This is a genomic window from Type-F symbiont of Plautia stali (assembly GCF_059731105.1).
In genome coordinates, this window is sequence record NZ_AP035909.1 from 3,951,623 (window position 1) to 3,970,686 (window position 19,064).

The window sequence follows — 19,064 nt, forward strand, 5'->3', positions numbered from 1 at the left end:
TGTAACCCCTTTTACAGTCGCACGTCCCGGGCCGCGGCCTTGCCCCGTAACCCACTCGGTCTTCTGCAGTGATTTAAGGTTCCCTTGCAGAGGACGTTAATGTATTTTTATTCACTATTAATGCATGAATATGGATACATCCTAACCCAAGGACCGTCAACAGTGAAGACAAAATTACCGCCTTTTATTGAACTCTACCGCCAGTTAATCGCCACACCGTCGATCAGCGCAACCGATGCGGCTCTGGATCAGAGTAATGAAACTTTAATCAATTTGCTGGCAGGCTGGTTTCGTGACCTCGGCTTCAGCGTGGAAGTGCAGCCTGTACCCGGCACCCGCAATAAATTTAATATGCTGGCGCGGACCGGCACCGGCGCGGGCGGCCTGCTGTTAGCCGGGCATACCGATACCGTTCCCTTTGATGATGGCCGCTGGACACGCGATCCCTTTACCCTGACTGAGCACGACAACAAGCTCTATGGCCTGGGTACGGCAGACATGAAAGGTTTCTTCGCCTTTATTCTCGATACGCTGCGGGATGTGGATGTCAGCACCCTCAGCAAGCCGCTCTATATTCTTGCCACGGCCGATGAAGAGACCACGATGGCCGGCGCGAAATATTTCTCTGAATCGACGCAACTGCGCCCCGACTGCGCCATTATCGGTGAACCCACCTCACTCAAGCCGGTGCGGGCACATAAAGGACACCTGTCGAATGTGATCCGTATTGAAGGGAAATCGGGCCATTCCAGCGATCCGGCACGCGGCGTGAACGCCATTGAACTGATGCATGAGTCGATTACCCATCTGATGCAACTGCGCACGACCCTGCAGGAGCGTTATCACCATGATGGCTTTGCCATCCCTTATCCCACCATGAACTTCGGCCATATTCATGGCGGTGATGCCGCTAACCGTATCTGCGCCTGCTGTGAACTGCATATGGATATCCGTCCGCTGCCGGGCCTGTCGCTCAGCGATCTGGATGGGCTGCTTAACGAGGCGCTGGCTCCGATCAGCGCACGCTGGCCAGGCCGTGTCACGGTGGCCGAACTGCATCCGCCGATTCCCGGCTATGAGTGTCCGGCGAATCATGAGCTGGTGAGTGTGGTGGAAAAACTGCTGGGCACGCCGACCGAAATCGTCAACTACTGCACCGAAGCCCCTTTTATTCAGCAGCTCTGTCCGACGCTGGTGCTGGGGCCAGGGTCCATTAATCAGGCCCATCAGCCAGATGAATTTATTGATACTGCATTTATCAAGCCGACACGGGCGCTTATCAGTCAGGTTGTGCAGCATTTCTGTCACTGATTGACAGTAAATGGGGCATTTCACTGTATTAACAGTAAAATGCCCCCTCATTCTGCGGGATTTACCAATAAGAATAACTTATCCCGCTTTGTTCCCGATAAATTCTTCGAATTTCCGTTATTTAGCAACCTGTTCAGCCCACTTTAACGCATTTGACGAACGCAACATTACGTGGCTAGATAAAAGACGTTGTTATGCCCACCGGGTGACTATCCAGAACGTTTCAGAATGCTGACAGGCGGCAACGGAGCCGGTTCCCTGTAGATTAGCGGGAGCAGAACGTTGCCGATTTTTCTGCTGCCTGAAAGGTCGGGTGTAGAAGTTTTTCAAGACGATAAGGGTGTCAGGGTCCAATGAACGAACAATATTCCGCAATGCGAAGTAATGTCAGTATGCTCGGCAAACTGCTCGGGGATACGATTAAGGAAGCTCTGGGCGAGAACATCCTCGACCAGGTTGAAGCCATCCGTAAGCTCTCCAAGTCATCCCGTGCAGGCAATGACACACATCGTAAAGAACTGCTCAATACGCTGCAGAATCTCTCCAACGAAGAGCTTCTGCCGGTTGCACGCGCCTTCAGCCAGTTTCTTAACCTTACCAACGTGGCCGAGCAGTATCAGACCATTTCCCAGAGTGGCGAAGGGGCGAATCACCCGGAACTGCTGAAAAAAACCTTTGAGACCCTGAAACAGCAGAAAGATATCCGTGAAAGCGACATTCTGGCGGCCATTGAGTCGCTGTCGCTGGAGCTGGTGCTGACCGCGCATCCGACCGAAATCACCCGCCGTACCCTGATTCACAAGCTGGTCGAAGTTAACAGCTGCCTGAAACAGCTCGACCACAGCGATGTCTCTGACTACGAACGTAACCAGATTATGCGCCGCCTGCGCCAGCTGGTCGCGCAGGCATGGCACACCGATGAAATCCGCAAATACCGTCCCACCCCTATCGATGAAGCCAAATGGGGCTTTGCCGTAGTGGAAAACAGCCTGTGGGAAGGCGTTCCTGCCTTTCTGCGTGAGCTGAACGAACAGGTAGAAGAGGCGTTTGGCATTAAGCTGCCGGTGGATTTCGTCCCGGTCCGGTTCACCTCCTGGATGGGCGGCGACCGCGACGGCAACCCGAATGTGACGGCGTCAATCACCCGTCATGCGATGCAGCTGAGCCGCTGGAAAGCCACTGACCTGTTCCTGCGCGATATCGGCGTGTTGATCTCCGAGCTGTCGATGTCGGAGTGCAGCGATGAGATCCGTGAACTCAGCGGCGATCCGGAAGCGATCGAACCTTATCGTGTGATCCTGAAGCGTCTGCGCAGCCAGCTCATGAGCACGCAGTCATTCCTGGAACATCGCCTGAAAGGCGAGCGTCTGCCGCGTCCGGCCGACCTGCTGGTCTCCAACGATCAGCTGTGGGACCCGCTATTTGCCATCTACCAGTCGCTGCAGCAGTGCGGCATGGGCATTATCGCCAACGGTCAGCTGCTTGATACGCTGCGCCGCGTGAAATGTTTTGGCGTGCCGCTGGTGCGTATCGATCTGCGCCAGGAGAGCACCCGTCACACCGAAGCGATTGCCGAAGTCACCCGCTATCTGGGACTGGGCGACTATGAAAGCTGGTCTGAAGCGGACAAGCAGGCCTTCCTGATCCGTGAGCTGAACTCTAAGCGTCCTCTGCTGCCGCGCAGCTGGGAACCCAGCGACGAGACGCGTGAAGTGCTGGAAACCTGCCGCGTCGCGGCTGAAGCGCCACAGGGCTCCATCGCCGCCTACGTGATCTCCATGGCGAAAACCCCGTCTGACGTGCTGGCCGTGCATCTGCTGCTGAAAGAAGCGGGCATCAGCTATGCGATGCCGGTTGCACCGCTGTTTGAAACTCTGGATGACCTGAACAACGCCAATGATGTGATGAGCCAGCTGCTGAGCATCGACTGGTATCGCGGCTTTATTCAGGGCAAACAGATGGTCATGATTGGCTACTCTGACTCGGCGAAAGATGCCGGTGTGATGGCCGCCAGCTGGGCGCAATATCAGGCGCAGGATGCACTGATCAAAACCTGCGAGAAAGCGGGCATCTCACTGACCCTGTTCCACGGACGCGGCGGCAGCATTGGCCGTGGCGGCGCACCGGCTCATGCCGCGCTGCTGTCGCAGCCGCCAGGAAGTCTGCGCGGCGGTCTGCGCGTCACCGAACAGGGCGAGATGATTCGCTTCAAATATGGTTTGCCGGCCGTCACCATCGCCAGTCTGTCGCTCTATACCGGCGCAATTCTGGAAGCGAACCTGATGCCACCGCCGGAGCCAAAACGCGAATGGCGTGACATCATGAATCAGCTCTCCGCTGACTCCTGTGCGATGTATCGGGGTTATGTGCGTGAAAATGCCGACTTCGTTCCCTACTTCCGTTCAGCCACGCCGGAGCAGGAGCTGGGTAAATTACCGCTCGGCTCACGCCCGGCTAAACGTCGCCCGACCGGCGGCGTGGAGTCGCTGCGTGCCATCCCATGGATTTTCGCCTGGACGCAGAACCGCCTGATGCTGCCTGCCTGGCTGGGTGCCGGTGCGGCCCTGCAGCAGGCGATGGCGGCAGGTCATCAGGATCAGCTGGAAGCAATGTGCCGTGACTGGCCTTTCTTCTCTACCCGCCTGGGGATGCTGGAGATGGTGTTCGCAAAAGCGGACCTGTGGCTGGCAGAGTATTACGATCAGCGTCTGGTCGACAAATCCCTCTGGCCGCTGGGCAAGCAGTTGCGCGATCAGCTTGATGCCGATATCAAAGCGGTGCTGACCATCGCCAACGACTCGCACCTGATGGCCGACCAGCCGTGGATTGCCGAGTCAATTGCGTTGCGTAACGTCTACACCGACCCGCTTAACGTCCTCCAGGCGGAGCTGCTGCATCGTTCACGCGCTCAGGAAGCACGCGGCGATGAGCCGGATCCGCGCGTTGAACAGGCCCTGATGGTGACCATTGCGGGCGTGGCAGCAGGCATGCGTAACACCGGTTAGCGCGCAGGCGCGGCGTAGCGTCCGCGCCCTCTGAACGTCGCCATAAAAAAAGTCGGGACTGTCCCGACTTTTTTATTGCCTGAAGGAGAGCGGTTAAGCCGCCACCGCAACCGGACGCACGCCCAGCGTGTGGCAGATGGCGTAACTCATTTCAGCGCGGTTCAGCGTGTAGAAATGAAAATCTTTCACCCCTTCGCGTGACAGGATTTTCACCATGTCCATCGCGATGTTTGCCCCGACCATTTTCCGTGTTTCCGGGTCCTCATCCAGTCCGGCAAACATCGCGTTCATCCAGCCCGGCACGCGCACATTGGTCAGCGTGGCAAAGCGTTGCAGCTGTTTGAAGTTAGAAACCGGCAGAATGCCTGGCACAATTTCAACGTCGATGCCGGTCGCGACACAGCGATCGCGGAAACGTAAATAGCTTTCCACGTCGAAGAAAAACTGGGTAATGGCGCGGCTTGCGCCTGCATCGATTTTTCGCTTCAGGTTAATCAGATCGGCCTGGGCGCTTTTCGCTTCGGGATGGACTTCCGGATAGGCCGCGACGGAGATATCAAAATCGCCGACCTCTTTCAGCAGCGCCACCAGATCGCTGCCGTACATCTCCGGCCTGCCGCCTCCCTCTGGCAGATCGCCCCGTAGCGCCACAATGTGACGGATGCCGTTATGCCAGTAATCCTGGGCGATAGCGCGCAGTTCATCGCGGGTGGCATCAACACAGGTGAGATGAGGGGCCGCCTCCAGACCGGTGCGATCTTTAATGCCTTTGATAATGCTATGCGTGCGATCGCGCTCGCCTGAGTTGGCACCGTAGGTGACAGAAACAAATTTCGGTTTCAGGCTGCTCAGACGGTCGATGGAACGCCACAGGGTCTCTTCCATTTCACCAGACCGCGGTGGGAAGAACTCAAATGAGACGTTAATGCGCCCGTTCAGCTCAGCCAGGCTCTGGTTTAGCGCTTCGCGCTGATTGGCATGAAAGAAACTCATCCTGCATCCTCATCGGTTAAAAACTGGACCGCGAACATCTGAACGTTTAGACGTCCAGATGTTCAAAATGACCCAATCCGATCGTGCCGTCAACGAATAAATCGTGAACAGCGATGATCAATTTTCAACCAGCATGAAAGAGATTCAACAGGCAGCGGTAACGCATTGAAAACAGGCGCCGAAGCGCCTGAGGGGAGGACTAGAGCAGTTGTGCGAGGCGATTGATATCTGACTGGATAGCACCGGCGGTGACATCCCGGCCTGCACCCGGCCCGCGAATTACCAGCGGGTTGTCGCGATACCAGCGGCTCTCAATGGCGAAGACATTGTCGCAGGGCAGCAGCGAGGCCAGCGGATGTTCCGGACGAACCGCTTCAACCCCGACGCGCGCCTTGCCGTTGGCATCAAAACGGGCAACATAACGCAGCACGAGATCCATCTCCCGCGCCGCTTCCAGTCGCTGCAGCATCTGCTCATTCAGCTCATCGCCATTTTCGAAGAAATGGTCAACCGAGCCCTGCTGGCAGTTGTCTGGCACCAGCGATTCGACCCGCACCTGATCCGGCTCGATGTTATAGCCCGCCTCACGCGCCAGGATCACCAGTTTGCGCATCACATCCTGCCCTGAGAGATCGGCCCGCGGATCGGGTTCGGTCAGGCCCTGCTGCCACGCCTGATCCACCAGCTCGGTGAAGGGCACCGTGCCGTCAAACTGCAGGAACAGCCATGACAGCGTGCCGGAGAAGATCCCGCTGATCGCCAGGATGGTATCACCGCTGTCACGCAGATCGCGCACCGTATAGTTGATCGGCAGACCTGCACCGACAGTGGCGTTATAGAGCCAGTGACGCCCGGTTTTGGTAAAAGCATCACGGATTTGCCGCCAGGTCTGGCTGTCGGATGCACCGGCCACTTTATTGGCGCTGATGACATGGAAACCGTGGCTGGCAAAGTCGAGATACTGCTGCGCCAGCGGCGTACTGGCGGTGACATCCAGCACCACTAAATCATCAAAGGGATGGGCGCGCATCCACAGGAACAGCGACTCTTCGTCACGCTCCACCGCTTCGTCGTCAAAGAAGGCCAGCGCACGGCTGGCATCCAGTCCGTCATAACTCAGCAGGCTGCGACGGCTGTCCACCACACCCGCCAGCACAAATTCAAAGCCGGTGCGCGCTGAGAGCGTTTCCTGATCGCGGGCAAACAGCTCCAGCCAGCGTGAGCCGATATTGCCTTTGCCAAACAGCATCAGGCCGATACGCTTTTCTGCACGGAACAGTGACTGATGTAATCCCTGAATCAGATGCTGAGTGGGACCGACACGCAGCACCGCGACCACGCTGATGTGCTCTTCAGACTGCCAGATAAATTCAACGGGTTGATCTTTTAACTGCTGCCAGAAGCGATGGGTATGCAGCGGATTGCGGGTCACGCCTGCGCCCACCAGCGCCACCAGCGCCAGGCCGTCACGCAGCTGCAGATGGCCCGGCAGTCCGGCATCCTGCAGCAGCGTAAAGGCGCTGTTGACCACTTCAGAGGTGTAACAGAGCTGCAGCAGCTGGCGGTCAGGATGGACGCCAAACGCCAGCGGACGCAGCTGCGCCCGCTTCAGCAGCAGGTCGATCTCTTTGTGCAGGAGGGCGAAGTCATGCTGCTCCGGCAGCTGGATTTCAATCAGACAGACATCATCATGACTGGTCACGATGCGTGCGCCGGTTCCGGAGGCCAGCACCCGCTCGATGCGGGTGGAACCCTGCTCCGGCTGATAACTGCAGCGCAGTTGCAGGTCGATATCGCTGCCGGAAACCGGCTGCAGGGTGCGGGTATGCAGCACCGGGGCCGCCAGACGCGCCAGCTCACTGGCTTCGTCCAGCCTTAACAGCGGCAGCAGACAGGCATCAGAAACTTTGCGTGGATCGGCGCTGTAGACGCCCGCCACATCGCTCCAGATCGTGACCCGTCCCACACCTGCCAGCGCACCAATCTGCGTGGCGGAGTAGTCGGAACCGTTGCGGCCAAGCAGGACGGTTTCACCCGCATCATTGCGGCTGATAAAGCCGGTCACCACGATGCGCTGATGCGGATGCTGTGCCAGCAGGGTCTGCAGCAGCGGCCAGGATTTGCCTTCATCGACCTGCGGCTGGGCCGCACGTTCAGCACGCAGAAACTCACGCGCATCCAGCCAGCAGGCCTGCATGTCGCGCTGACTCAGCACCGCTGCCATCAGGCGCGCCGACCAGAGTTCACCGTGGCCGACCACTTCGGCGTAGACCGCATCGGTTATCGGTCCATCCAGCAGCGCGGCCAGCTTTTCCAGGTCGCGAATAAATGCCGCGGTTAAGGGTTCCGCCATCTCAGCAGGCAGCAGCGCACCGATCAGTTCGCTCTGGTAACGCCGTAAAGCCTGTTGCACCTGGTGCGCGGAGAGCCGGTCGCTCTGGCTCAGCTTCAGCCAGCTAATCAGCTGGTTGGTGGTCGAGCCAGCCGCAGAGACCACCATCATGTCGCCCGGCTGACTGTAATCCGCCATGATGCTGGCCACACGCTGATAGCAGCGTGCGTCGGCCAGGCTACTGCCGCCAAATTTATGCAACTGCCTGATAGTCGGCGTTCCCGTGCCTGCTGAAATCGTCATGCTTAACCCTCGGCTGCGACCCGGAATGCATTATCCAGATCGGCAATTAAATCTTCGTGATCTTCAATACCAACAGAAACCCGCAGTAGCGTATCGGAAATGCCCGCTGCAGCGCGTGCCTCTGCCGACATCCCCGCGTGCGTCATGGTGGCGGTGTGGGAGATCAGACTCTCAACGCCACCCAGCGATTCCGCCAGCGTAAACAGCCGCAGCGCTTTCAGGAAGCGGCGCAGCAGCGCCTCGTCACCGTCAACCTCGAAACTCAGCATGGCGCCAAAGCCGCGCTGCTGACGAACGGCATGTTCGTGTCCGGCGTTCTCCGGCAGCGAAGGATGATACAACTTTTTCACCCGTTTCTGCTGCTTCAGATACTCCACAATCGCCAGCGCATTGCGCTGCGCCGCTGCGATGCGTGGTGAAAGTGTGCGAATCCCGCGCAGCAGCAGGTAGCTGTCAAAGGCCGCGCCCGTGACGCCAATATTGTTTGCCCACCAGGCCAGGTCCGTCGCCAGCTGCGGATCTTTAGCAATCACCGCGCCTGCCACCACGTCGGAATGACCGTTGAGATATTTTGTACAGGAGTGGATCACCAGGTCTGCCCCCAGCGCCAGCGGATTCTGCAGGGCCGGACTCATAAAGGTGTTATCCACCACGCTGATGGCACCCGCCGCCCGGGCAGCGGTGCAAATCGCGCTGATATCCACTACGCGCAGCAGCGGATTGCTGGGGCTTTCGATCAGCACCAGTTTAGGTTTCTCATCCAGTGCCGCCTGCAGTGCCACCGGATCACCCTGATCAACAAATTTCACCCGATATGCGCCGCGCTTATTCATGCTGTCAAACAGCCGATAGCTGCCGCCATAGCAGTCATGTGGCGCAACCAGCAGATCGCCAGGCTTCAGGAACACCGTCGTCACCAGATGAATCGCCGACATCCCGGTATTGGTTAATACCGCGCCCGCACCGCCTTCCAGTTCCGCCAGCGTACGCTGCACGACATCACGCGTGGGGTTACCCCGACGGGAATAGTCATGCGCACGCGGCTCATTAAAATCCAGGAAGTTATAGGTTGTGGAAAGATGGATAGGCGGGACAACGCAGCCATACTGTTCGTCATCATTCAAACCGCTACGCACTGCGATGGTTGCCGGTTTACGCGTCATGAGCGAATTGTTCCTGAAAAGTGAATAAAATGTGGCTCACAGAATATCACCCTCTAATTAGACGTCAATACATCTGGACATCTAAATGTCTTTGCGTATAGATTGAGCAGAAACGCAATACCCGCTAAAATTATGCGTCATCGCCTGGCGTTCCTCTCTGAAATACAGAGGCAGTGAACGAAGAAAACCCGCCATATCAGGGGTCAGGCAGGAAAAAATCAGGCATAATCCGCTGATTTCCTCACATTTAACGTTTATTAATTAAGGTAACCCATGGCTGAATGGAACGGCGAATATATCAGCCCGTACGCTGAGCACGGTAAGAAGAGCGAGCAGGTCAAGAAGATTACAGTGTCTATCCCCTTGAGCGTGCTGAAGATTTTAACGGATGAGCGTACCCGTCGTCAGGTGAACAACCTGCGTCACGCCACCAACAGCGAGCTGCTTTGCGAAGCCTTTTTACATGCCTTTACGGGTCAACCGCTGCCGGATGACGTCGACCTGCGCAAAGAGCGCAGCGATGAGATCCCGGAAGAAGCGAAAGCAATTATGCGCCAGATGGGTGTTGATCCGGATACATGGGAATATTGATCCCCGGCGCCGTTGTCGCCTGACCTCGCTGCAGAGAAGCAGGCTCCGCTCAGGGAGCCGCTTTTCTGATCCGTTCTGCCCCCTGTGACGCTCATCTCTTCCGGCCTGACGCCATCGCCTGCATATTGCCTGCCAGACGTATCAGAAAGATCTACCCTCTTTTCCTTATTATTGCGTTATTTCCATTGCAATAAGAATATTGTTTTATCCGGACAATAGAATTATTACTATTGTTCACTATTATGCGCATCCGTAAGATTTTGTCAGAGCGACAATTTCACGGAAAGCCAATGAGCATCAAATATAAAATAAAATCCTTCGCACCCACTTTTTTTATTCTTTTCATCACCGGCACAACCAGTTATTTCACTTCTGCATCCAGCGTGGCACCGGCTATAACGGTGCAAAATGAGAATATTAATGCCCGGCAACAGGATCGGGAGCGCAAAGCGCAATTAACGCCTGACCTGCCGCCTGGCATGTCTGAAAAAGAGGACTTCAGACCGGAAGCGATTCCGTTTCCGCATGAGGAAAATTGCTATCCGATCGATAATATTTCGCTGAATCAGGACAGTAAAAAACTGCACCTCAGAAAATTACGCTATTTTACCGCACAGGCAGAAGGGAAGTGCCTGGGCATTAACGGAATAAAACTTCTCGCTAAAACGCTGCAGAATGAAATTATCCGGATGGGTTATATTACAACGCGTGTTAATTTTCCCGAACAGAATCTGTCGGGCCGTACGTTAACGTTTGATATTCATGCCGGTCACGTCGGAAAAATCGTGCTAAATAAGGCGAGTGGCGACGACATTAATCTGACCAGTACCCTGCCGTTCAGCGCGGGTGATCTGCTCGAACTCAGCGATCTGGAACAGGGCAGCCTTAATCTTCAGCGCGTCCCGGGATCGCGGGTTAACGTTCAGTTATTGCCAGGCAGCAGCAAAGGTGAAAGCGATATCGTTATCCAGCGCGAACAGGATAAATACTGGCAGATGAGCGCCTGGCTGAATGATGCCGGCTCGGCGGCGACGGGGCGTTATCAGGGGGGAACCGCACTCTATTTAAACAACATTGCGTCATTAAGTGACATATTTTACGTATCTTACGGCCACGATATTGCGCCGAAACAGACCCGCAAAGGCAATGATAATAAATCGATGGGTTATTCGGTGCCATGGGGTTTCTGGTGGCTCGATCTCTATGCCAGCCAGAGTCATTATCAGCAACGCCTGACCGGAAACTGGTCAGAATGGGCACTGGATAATGAGAACAGCTACTACAGTGCGCAGCTCAACCGACTGCTTTCGCGAACCCTCTTTCAGACCACCACAGCTGGCCTGCAAATCTTCAACACGTCATCGCGTTATTCACTTAATGACCGGGACCTCATCAGCATGCATAAAAAAAGTGCGGGCTGGAAAGCGTTGCTGCAGCATGAGATGCATGACGATAACGCGGCGCTGACGACGACCCTGAGCTATCAACGGAAGATGCCCTGGTTTAACAGCAGCCATACCGTTGAACAGACGTATCGGCTCATTGATACGCAGGGCCGGATTATGACGCTGGATCTGAAAGGTTCGGTTAATTTCCAGTTAGGAGATAACTGGCTGAACTACTCACCCCATGTCAGTGTGCAATATTCACCCGACACCCTCTCTTCGCTGAATCGCTTTTCGCTGGCAAACCGCTGGACGGTTCGTGGCTTCGATGGCGAATACGCGCTTCAGGATAATAAAGGCTGGTTCTGGCGCAACGATATCAGCTGGATTTTCCCTGACAAACCGGTTCAGCCTTATATCGGTATTGACGCAGGCCAGGTCTACGGTAATAGCAGCCAGCAGGAATATGCCGGAAAAACTGTTACAGGCAGCGTGGCTGGCCTGCGGGGAACATTCCTGAAAACACGTTTTGATCTTTTTGCCGGCACCCCGGTTAAAAAACCCCAGGCTTTCCACACCGATCCCGTTACGCTCGGTTTTTCACTGCAGTGGAAATATTAGTAAGAAGTAAAGCGTTAAATAAAAAGAGTTTGAAAATAAACACACACATCCAGAGGAAAAAAATGAATACGCATAAGTTTAATCTGCTATTCCTGGCGACGCTCGCCACCCTGTGTAGTCAGCCTGCGCTTTCTGCACTGAACAGTTATCAGCATGCAAATGGTTCGACCGTGGTGGATATTAATCAGCCGGATGCGAATGGTCTGTCACATAATATGTATCAGAGCTTCAACGTCTCCGAAAAGGGGTTGGTACTGAATAACAGCACCACAGATATGGTTCGCGACAGTGGTAATATTGCCCGGAACAGCAATCTGAATAGCTCAGCCAGTCTGATTCTGAACGAGGTCATCTCAAATAAAGCTTCTTCACTGAACGGCTTTATTGAAGTCGCAGGTCAGAAGGCCGATGTCATTATCGCCAACCCAAACGGGATCACCTGTTCCGGCTGTAATTTTATCAATACCGGACGCGCCACCCTGACCACCGGCACGCCAGTTTTAACCGATGGTGCACTGACGGGCTTTAATGTGACGAAAGGCACCCTTACGGTTAAAGGCAAAGGGCTGACAGGCGCCGATTATACGGACCTGCTGGCGCAGAAAATTACGCTCAATGGCAAAGTTGAGACAACCCAGCTGAAAGCGATTGCCGGTAAATACACCTATAACAGGGCCTCGGGTCAGGCCACAGCCAGCACGACAGGCCGGACTGGCGGCAACAGCATCGATGTCAGCGCGCTGGGCGGAGCAACAGCAGGCCTGATCCAGCTGCAAACCACGGAAGCCGGTGCGGGCGTCAACAACAATGGCGTCCTGAATGCCAACAGCCTGTATATCTCAACCAATGGCACGTTAACCAACAACGGAACGCTTGACGCTGGCGTGATGAGCATCGCAGCCAGCGGCAGCATGACGAACAAAGGGACGCTTTCTGCCAGCCAGGCTGCTCTGCAGACAACAAATACATTCACGAATGAAGGCACTGTTAAAGCCACCAATTACGCCAGCATCGTGAGTTATGGAAAAGTGACTAACAACGAAAAAGGGCAGATCAGTGGCGATGGCACCGTCAGCATTTTTTCGCTGGCGGGAGATATCGAAAATAAAGGCACCATCAGCACGGCTGGAGCCCTGACAATGCAGACCGGCTACAGCACGGTGAATGGCGTTATCACGCCTGTCGCCAACACCAGCCTGATTAACTCCGGCTCGATTCAGGCGGACACTATTGGCTTATACGCCGTTAAAGAGGTCAGCCTCCGGTCAGGCGATGTTACCGCACAGAGCACAGCCTCTGTTTCTGCCGTAACTGTCTCTAACGCCGGAACCCTCACAGCGCAGAATGCCTCTCTCGTTTCTGACGACTTCAGCAATCAGGGTGTGATGCAGGCGACTGAGCGGTTAAGCGTGACCGGTAAAAGTGGAATTTCTAATAAGGGTACCCTGAAGGCGGCAACCCTGGCGCTGACAACGGATGGGAAAATCAGTAACACATCCTGCCGGCTGTGGTTATTGTGCAGGCAGGGCACCATGAAAGCGGATAAAATTTCGATTTCAGCCCCTAAGATCACTACCATTGCTGATTTAGATGGTGATTACACCACGCAGCTTCTGGAGCTGAACAAGCCTGAAACAGACTCCAGCCTGTAACCGGGCCATAAAAAAACCCAGCCGAGGCTGGGTTTTTTGTTGCCGCCGAACCCGCAGGTTCAGGTGCCTTTTAATCTTATTTTTTAGCGCCTGGCACGCTGAAACGCTTGTTAAAGCGGTCAACACGGCCACCAGTTGCCACTTCACGCTGCTTACCGGTATAGAACGGGTGGCATTTACCACAGACGTCCAGGTTCAGTTCGTGAGTCAGTGTTGAACGGGTGTGGATCTCGTTGCCGCAGGTACATTTAATAGTAACTGCTTCGTATTTCGGGTGAATACCTTGTTTCATGGGAAACCTCATAGAAGGCCGTGTCGCTCTCCGTGCCAGGCGTAAACCTGCACAGCACCACACGCGGTTGAACATTATAGGGTGTACTCCGGCAAGGTCTTTCTCACCGAAGGCGGCATATTATACAGAGAAGTTATCATTGCTGCAAATTTATCCTGGGATACCCGCCATCCGGGTACAGCGTGTACACTAGCCCTCCCGATGCCCGAGCCGGAAAGAGAGAGTTATGCCCGTTGTCCAGGTTGCCCTGCCCGTCCCCTTGCCCCGCCTGTTTGATTATCTGCCGCCACAGGGCGCGCAGCCGATCATTGGTGGTCGCGTAAGTGTGCCCTTTGGCAATCGCAGGATGATCGGCATTGTGGTCGCCCTGCGTGAGAGCAGCGATCTGCCCGAAGGACAGCTCAAGCGCGTCATTGAGGTGCTGGATAGCGAGTCACTCTATCCCTCTTCGCTGTGGCGCATCCTTAACTGGGCCGCCAGCTACTATCACTCTCCCCTGGGCGAAGTGCTGAACCATGCCATTCCGGTGCTGCTGCGTCAGGGCAAACCCGCGCAGGATAACCCATTATGGCGCTGGGAAATTACCGAGCAGGGCCGGGCGACCACGCCGGAGAGTTTAAAACGCGCACCCAAACAGCAGCAGGCGCTGGCTGCCCTGCGTCAGCAGCCGCTCTATCGCCATCAGGTCAGCGAACACGACCTGACGGAGGCGACGCTTCAGGCTCTGCGCGCCAAAGGGCTGTGCGAGCTGTATGAGCATCAGCCGCAGCGGCACGACTGGCGAACCACCTTCGCCGTTAAAGGCGAACGCCTGCGTCTGAATACCGATCAGGCGATGGCGGTCGGTGCAATTCGGGCAGATGACGAACATTACGCCGCCTGGCTGCTGGCGGGCATCACCGGTTCCGGCAAAACGGAGGTCTACCTCAGCGTGCTGGAGAATGTGCTGGCTCGGGGAAAACAGGCGCTGGTGCTGGTCCCGGAGATCGGCCTGACCCCGCAGACCATTGCCCGTTTCCGGGAGCGTTTTGATGCGCCGATTGACGTGCTGCACTCCGCCTTAAACGACAGTGAGCGGCTGGCCGTCTGGTTACGTGCGCGGCGCGGGGAAACGGCGATTGTGATTGGCACCCGCTCGGCGCTGTTTACCCCGCTGGCCCGACCGGGGGTCATCATCATTGATGAAGAGCACGACAGCTCTTACAAGCAGCAGGAGGGCTGGCGCTATCAGGCGCGCGATCTGGCTGTGTTTCGCGCCCATGAAGAAAATATCCCGATTGTAATGGGTTCGGCGACGCCCGCGCTGGAGACGCTGCACAATGTGCGCAGCGGCAAGTATCGCCAGCTCGACCTGACAAAACGCGCAGGCAATGCCAGACCGGCGCTGCAACAGCTGATCGACTTAAAAGGTGTGCAGTTGATCGGCGGCCTGGCACCGGGCCTGATTGGCAAAATGCGTCAGCATCTGCAGGCGGATAATCAGGTGCTGCTGTTTCTTAACCGCCGCGGCTTTTCGCCCGCCCTGCTCTGTCACGACTGCGGCTGGATTGCCGAGTGTCACCGCTGTGACCGCTACTACACGCTGCATCAGCATCATCGCCAGCTGCGCTGCCACCACTGCGACAGCCAGCGTCCGCTTCCTCATCAGTGCCCGCAATGTGGCTCAACTCACCTGCTGCCGGTCGGTGTCGGCACGGAACAGCTGGAACAGCAGCTCGGCACGCTGTTCCCTGGCGTGCCGGTGTCGCGAATCGATCGTGATACCACCAGCCGTAAAGGGGCGCTGGAGCAGCATCTGGCCGATGTGCATCGCGGAGGCGCGCGCATTCTGGTTGGTACTCAAATGCTGGCGAAGGGCCACCACTTCCCTGACGTGACGCTGGTGTCGCTACTGGATGTCGATGGGGCGCTGTTTTCCGCCGATTTCCGGGCGGCGGAGCGCTTTGCTCAGCTCTACACCCAGGTCGCCGGCCGTGCCGGGCGTGCCGGTAAGCAGGGCGAAGTCCTGCTGCAGACCCACCATCCGGAACATCCGCTGCTTCAGACCCTGCTGCACCAGGGCTATACGGCGTTTGCGCAGCAGGCACTGCTGGAGCGCCAGGCGGTTCACCTGCCGCCCTGGAGCCGCCATGCGCTGTTTCGCGCTGAAGATATGGATAATCAGCAGGCAGCTGAATTTCTGCAACAGCTTCGTAACCTGCTGGAGGCCAGTCCACTCAACGATCAGGCCATGTGGTTTATGGGGCCGGTCCCGGCCCTGCAGCCAAAACGCAGCGGCCGCTGGCGCTGGCAACTGCTGGTTCAGCACCCTTCCCGGCAGCGTCTGCAGCAGTTGCTGAGCAGTTCGCTACCGCTGATTTCCACCCTGCCCGCCGCGCGCAAAGTGAAATGGACGCTGGATATTGACCCTACCGAGAGCTGATCTCCGCTGACGTTGCGAGCCAGATCGAAAAATGTCGCATAAGTCACAATTTTTATGCAAATTAAGTAACAACCAGCCACGCAATCGTTAACAATGTGGCTGGTTTGCCTCTGAGCAGGCAAAAACAGAATCGAACACGCCATAATGCGTCAGGAGCATGTGTTGGAGCAGAATCAACAACCGCCCGCCGCCACGATGAAGGATGTCGCGGAACATGCGGGTGTCTCAACCGCCACCGTATCGCGTGCGCTGATGAATCCGGAGAAAGTTTCTGCGGCCACCCGACAGAAAGTCGAACAGGCTGTTGCCGCCGTCGGCTATGCAGCACATGGTCCAACACGCAACGCGCGTCGCAATGAGACCCGAACCATCCTCGTCATTGTCCCTGATATCTGCGATCCCTTCTTCAGTGAAATCATCCGCGGCATTGAAGTCACGGCAGCCGAAGAGGGTTATCTGGTGCTGATTGGCGACTGCGCCCATCAGAATCAGCAGGAGCGAACCTTTCTCAACCTGATGGTGACACGCCAGATAGATGGCATGGTCCTGCTGGGCTCACAGTTGCCCTTCGATGCTGGCATTGATGAGCAGCGCAACCTGCCGCCGATGGTGATGGCGAATGAGTTTGCGCCCGAAATGTCACTGCCCTCGGTGCACATCGACAACCTGACCGCCGCGTTTGAAGCGGTTAATCATCTGCTGCAGTTAGGTCACACACAGATTGCCTGCATCGCCGGGCCGGAAGAGATGCCGCTCTGTCAGTATCGGTTACAGGGCTATGTCCAGGCGATGCGGCGCAGTGGCCTGACGGTCGATCCCACCTATATTGTGCGCGGCGATTTCACCTTTGAAGCGGGCGTTGCCGCGATGAATCAGCTGATGACCCTGCCGCAGCCACCGCGCGCGCTGTTCTGCCACAGCGACATTATGGCGCTCGGAGCAATGAATCAGGCCCGACGCTGCGGGCTGCGGATACCTGACGATCTCTCTGTGGTGGGATTTGATGACATCGAGTTGTCGCGCTACTGCGAGCCGCCGCTGACTACTGTTACCCAGCCGCGCTATCAGATCGGCCGGGAAGCGATGCTGCTGCTGCTGGATGAGCTGAATGGCAAACGGGTCATCAGCGGTTCGCGGCTACTGGACGCGGGTCTGACCATTCGGGGCAGCACGGCGCGCGCAAAAAAGCGTGAAAAATAAGCGTATTCGCCGCGCTTTTTCAGTAGATTCTTAAAGCGAACACTGCTGGTCAAAGTTCCGACCCTTGAGTAACATGGCGGACTCCTTGCCGGGCGCGTAAAAATCATCATTTCGCCCATCTGGCACTATTTTTGAAGGGTATAAGAACGAGAGTGGCACAAAAAGATTACGTAGGCCGCGGGCGTTCAACAGGGACGCGTCGCAAAAAAAGCCCCAGCCGCGGCAAGAAGAGCAAAGGCGGTTCGGGAACATCCAAACTGATGATTGTACTGGCGGTCGCCGTGCTGGTGACCTTTGCCGGTGGTTTATGGTTCCTGGCGCATCACAAGAAAGAGGACGTGCCGGTCATTACGGATCATAAAGCCAACGGCAATGGCTTACCGCCGAAGCCCGAAGAGCGCTGGAAATATATTAAAGAGCTGGAGAACCGTCAGGTTACCGTGCCGACCCCTATCGAACCCTCTTCGGGTGGCGAGGTGAAGTCGCAGACGCAGCTGACTGACGAGCAGCGCCAGCTGCTGGAGCAGATGCAGGCGGATATGCGCCAGCAGCCAACGCAGCTGAACGAAGTGCCGTGGAACGAACAGACACCGGCGCAACGTCAGCAGACGCTGCAGCATCAGCAGCAGTTACAGCAGCTGCAACGCCAGCAGCAGCAGTTCCAGCAACAGCAGCAACGTCAGCAGCAGCAGGTTCAGCAACAACAGCTGCAGCAGCAACGTCAGCAGTTGCAGGCTCAACAGCAGCAACAGCGCCAGCAGCAGTTGCAGCAACAACAGCAGCGTCAGCAGCAGCTGCAGTTACAGCAGCAACGTCAGCAGCAGCAGCAGCAGCAGCAGCAGCAAAATGTTCAGCGCCAGACGCAGCCTGCGCCAGTTACGCGGGAACCCGAGGTGCAGTCAAAACCGCAGGAGACCGCGAAAGCGAAACCGGCGGAGAAAGCCTCTTCGCAGCGCTGGATGGTACAGTGCGGGTCATTCAAAGGCACCGACCAGGCGGAGTCAGTGCGTGCCGGTTTAGCCTTTGAAGGATTTGAAAGCCGCATTACGACCGGTGGCGGCTGGAATCGCGTGGTGATTGGTCCGTATAAAGATCGCGCCTCTGCGGACAGCACACTGAAGCGTCTGCGCAGTTCCGGCCACTCCGGCTGCATTCCCCTCTCAATCGGGGGTTGAAACCCGTCAAACCCGCCCCATATCTGTTGCATGATACTCCGCGCCCCGTGCGCGGAGTCCTTTTCCGACTGCAACAAGGGGTCTGCCCGTGACAACAATAGTAAGTGTACGACGCAACGGCCAGGTAGTGATTGGCGGTGATGGCCAGGCTACGCTCGGCAATACCGTGATGAAAGGCAACGTTAAAAAAGTGCGTCGTTTATACAACGATAAGGTGATTGCCGGATTTGCTGGCGGCACCGCAGACGCCTTCACCCTGTTTGAGCTTTTCGAACGTAAACTGGAAATGCATCAGGGCCACCTGGTGAAAGCCGCGGTGGAACTGGCTAAAGACTGGCGTACTGACCGTATGCTGCGTCGGCTTGAAGCCCTGCTGGCGGTCGCGGATGAGTCCGCCTCACTGATCATCAGCGGTAATGGTGATGTAATTCAGCCTGAAAACGATCTGATTGCCATCGGCTCCGGCGGACCTTTCGCCCAGGCCGCGGCACGTGCGCTGCTGGAGAATACCGACATGGGCGCGCGCGACATCGTTGAGAAGTCGCTGAACATCGCAGGCGATATCTGCATCTACACTAACCATAACGTTAATTTCGAAGAATTAACCTCCAGGGCGTAA

13 protein-coding genes are annotated in these 19,064 nt (G+C 56.4%); 9 read left to right on the forward strand and 4 right to left on the reverse strand.

Annotation, left to right across the window (positions count from 1 at the left end; all coding sequences use genetic code 11):
• The first annotated feature begins 162 nt into the window (after positions 1–162).
• The gene (argE, locus tag AC6I7A_RS18855; RefSeq protein WP_058957351.1) at positions 163–1,311 is read left to right on the forward strand and encodes an acetylornithine deacetylase; all 1,149 of its coding nucleotides are present in this window, start codon (positions 163–165) and stop codon (positions 1,309–1,311) included.
• A gap of 353 nt (positions 1,312–1,664) precedes the next feature.
• Positions 1,665–4,316: a phosphoenolpyruvate carboxylase gene (ppc, locus tag AC6I7A_RS18860; RefSeq protein WP_046100828.1), complete on the forward strand. Its 2,652-nt coding sequence runs from the start codon at positions 1,665–1,667 to the stop codon at positions 4,314–4,316.
• 93 nt (positions 4,317–4,409) lie between these two features.
• On the opposite strand, the gene metF is transcribed toward ppc, so the two are convergent.
• The 3 genes from metF to metB all read right to left on the reverse strand — a co-directional run bounded on the left by metF (position 4,410) and on the right by metB (position 9,107).
• Complete coding sequence (metF, locus tag AC6I7A_RS18865; RefSeq protein ID WP_009088014.1) at positions 4,410–5,309, reverse strand: methylenetetrahydrofolate reductase; 900 nt, start codon at positions 5,307–5,309, stop codon at positions 4,410–4,412.
• Positions 5,310–5,508: 199 nt separating this feature from the next.
• The gene (locus AC6I7A_RS18870; protein WP_058957352.1) at positions 5,509–7,944 is read right to left on the reverse strand and encodes a bifunctional aspartate kinase/homoserine dehydrogenase II; all 2,436 of its coding nucleotides are present in this window, start codon (positions 7,942–7,944) and stop codon (positions 5,509–5,511) included.
• A 2-nt stretch (positions 7,945–7,946) separates the two neighbouring features.
• Positions 7,947–9,107 (reverse strand): cystathionine gamma-synthase, encoded by a 1,161-nt coding sequence (gene metB, locus AC6I7A_RS18875; RefSeq protein ID WP_009088017.1) that lies wholly within the window; start codon positions 9,105–9,107, stop codon positions 7,947–7,949.
• Positions 9,108–9,380: 273 nt separating this feature from the next.
• Here metB and metJ point away from each other — a divergent pair, with 273 nt between their 5' ends.
• The 3 genes from metJ to AC6I7A_RS18890 all read left to right on the forward strand — a co-directional run bounded on the left by metJ (position 9,381) and on the right by AC6I7A_RS18890 (position 13,356).
• Positions 9,381–9,698 (forward strand): met regulon transcriptional regulator MetJ, encoded by a 318-nt coding sequence (gene metJ / locus AC6I7A_RS18880; RefSeq protein ID WP_009088019.1) that lies wholly within the window; start codon positions 9,381–9,383, stop codon positions 9,696–9,698.
• A gap of 401 nt (positions 9,699–10,099) precedes the next feature.
• Positions 10,100–11,704 carry a ShlB/FhaC/HecB family hemolysin secretion/activation protein gene (locus AC6I7A_RS18885; protein ID WP_230200852.1) on the forward strand — a complete coding sequence of 535 codons (1,605 nt, stop codon included), beginning with the start codon at positions 10,100–10,102 and terminating at the stop codon, positions 11,702–11,704.
• 62 nt (positions 11,705–11,766) lie between these two features.
• Positions 11,767–13,356: a filamentous hemagglutinin N-terminal domain-containing protein gene (locus AC6I7A_RS18890; RefSeq protein ID WP_058957354.1), complete on the forward strand. Its 1,590-nt coding sequence runs from the start codon at positions 11,767–11,769 to the stop codon at positions 13,354–13,356.
• Between the two features lie 76 nt (positions 13,357–13,432).
• Here AC6I7A_RS18890 and rpmE read toward each other — a convergent pair whose 3' ends face one another.
• A complete protein-coding gene (gene rpmE, locus AC6I7A_RS18895; RefSeq protein ID WP_003851227.1) occupies positions 13,433–13,648 on the reverse strand; it encodes a 50S ribosomal protein L31 in 216 nt (71 codons plus the stop codon).
• Between the two features lie 226 nt (positions 13,649–13,874).
• On the opposite strand from rpmE, the gene priA reads away from it, so the two are divergent.
• The 4 genes from priA to hslV all read left to right on the forward strand — a co-directional run bounded on the left by priA (position 13,875) and on the right by hslV (position 19,064).
• On the forward strand, positions 13,875–16,070 hold the full coding sequence (priA, locus tag AC6I7A_RS18900) for a primosomal protein N' (RefSeq protein ID WP_058957355.1): 2,196 nt from the start codon (positions 13,875–13,877) through the stop codon (positions 16,068–16,070).
• A 162-nt stretch (positions 16,071–16,232) separates the two neighbouring features.
• Complete coding sequence (gene cytR, locus AC6I7A_RS18905; protein WP_009088024.1) at positions 16,233–17,270, forward strand: DNA-binding transcriptional regulator CytR; 1,038 nt, start codon at positions 16,233–16,235, stop codon at positions 17,268–17,270.
• 152 nt (positions 17,271–17,422) lie between these two features.
• Entirely contained in the window at positions 17,423–18,445 is a 1,023-nt protein-coding gene (gene ftsN, locus AC6I7A_RS18910; protein WP_058957356.1) for a cell division protein FtsN, read from the forward strand.
• Between the two features lie 88 nt (positions 18,446–18,533).
• A complete protein-coding gene (hslV, locus tag AC6I7A_RS18915) occupies positions 18,534–19,064 on the forward strand; it encodes an ATP-dependent protease subunit HslV (protein ID WP_009088029.1) in 531 nt (176 codons plus the stop codon).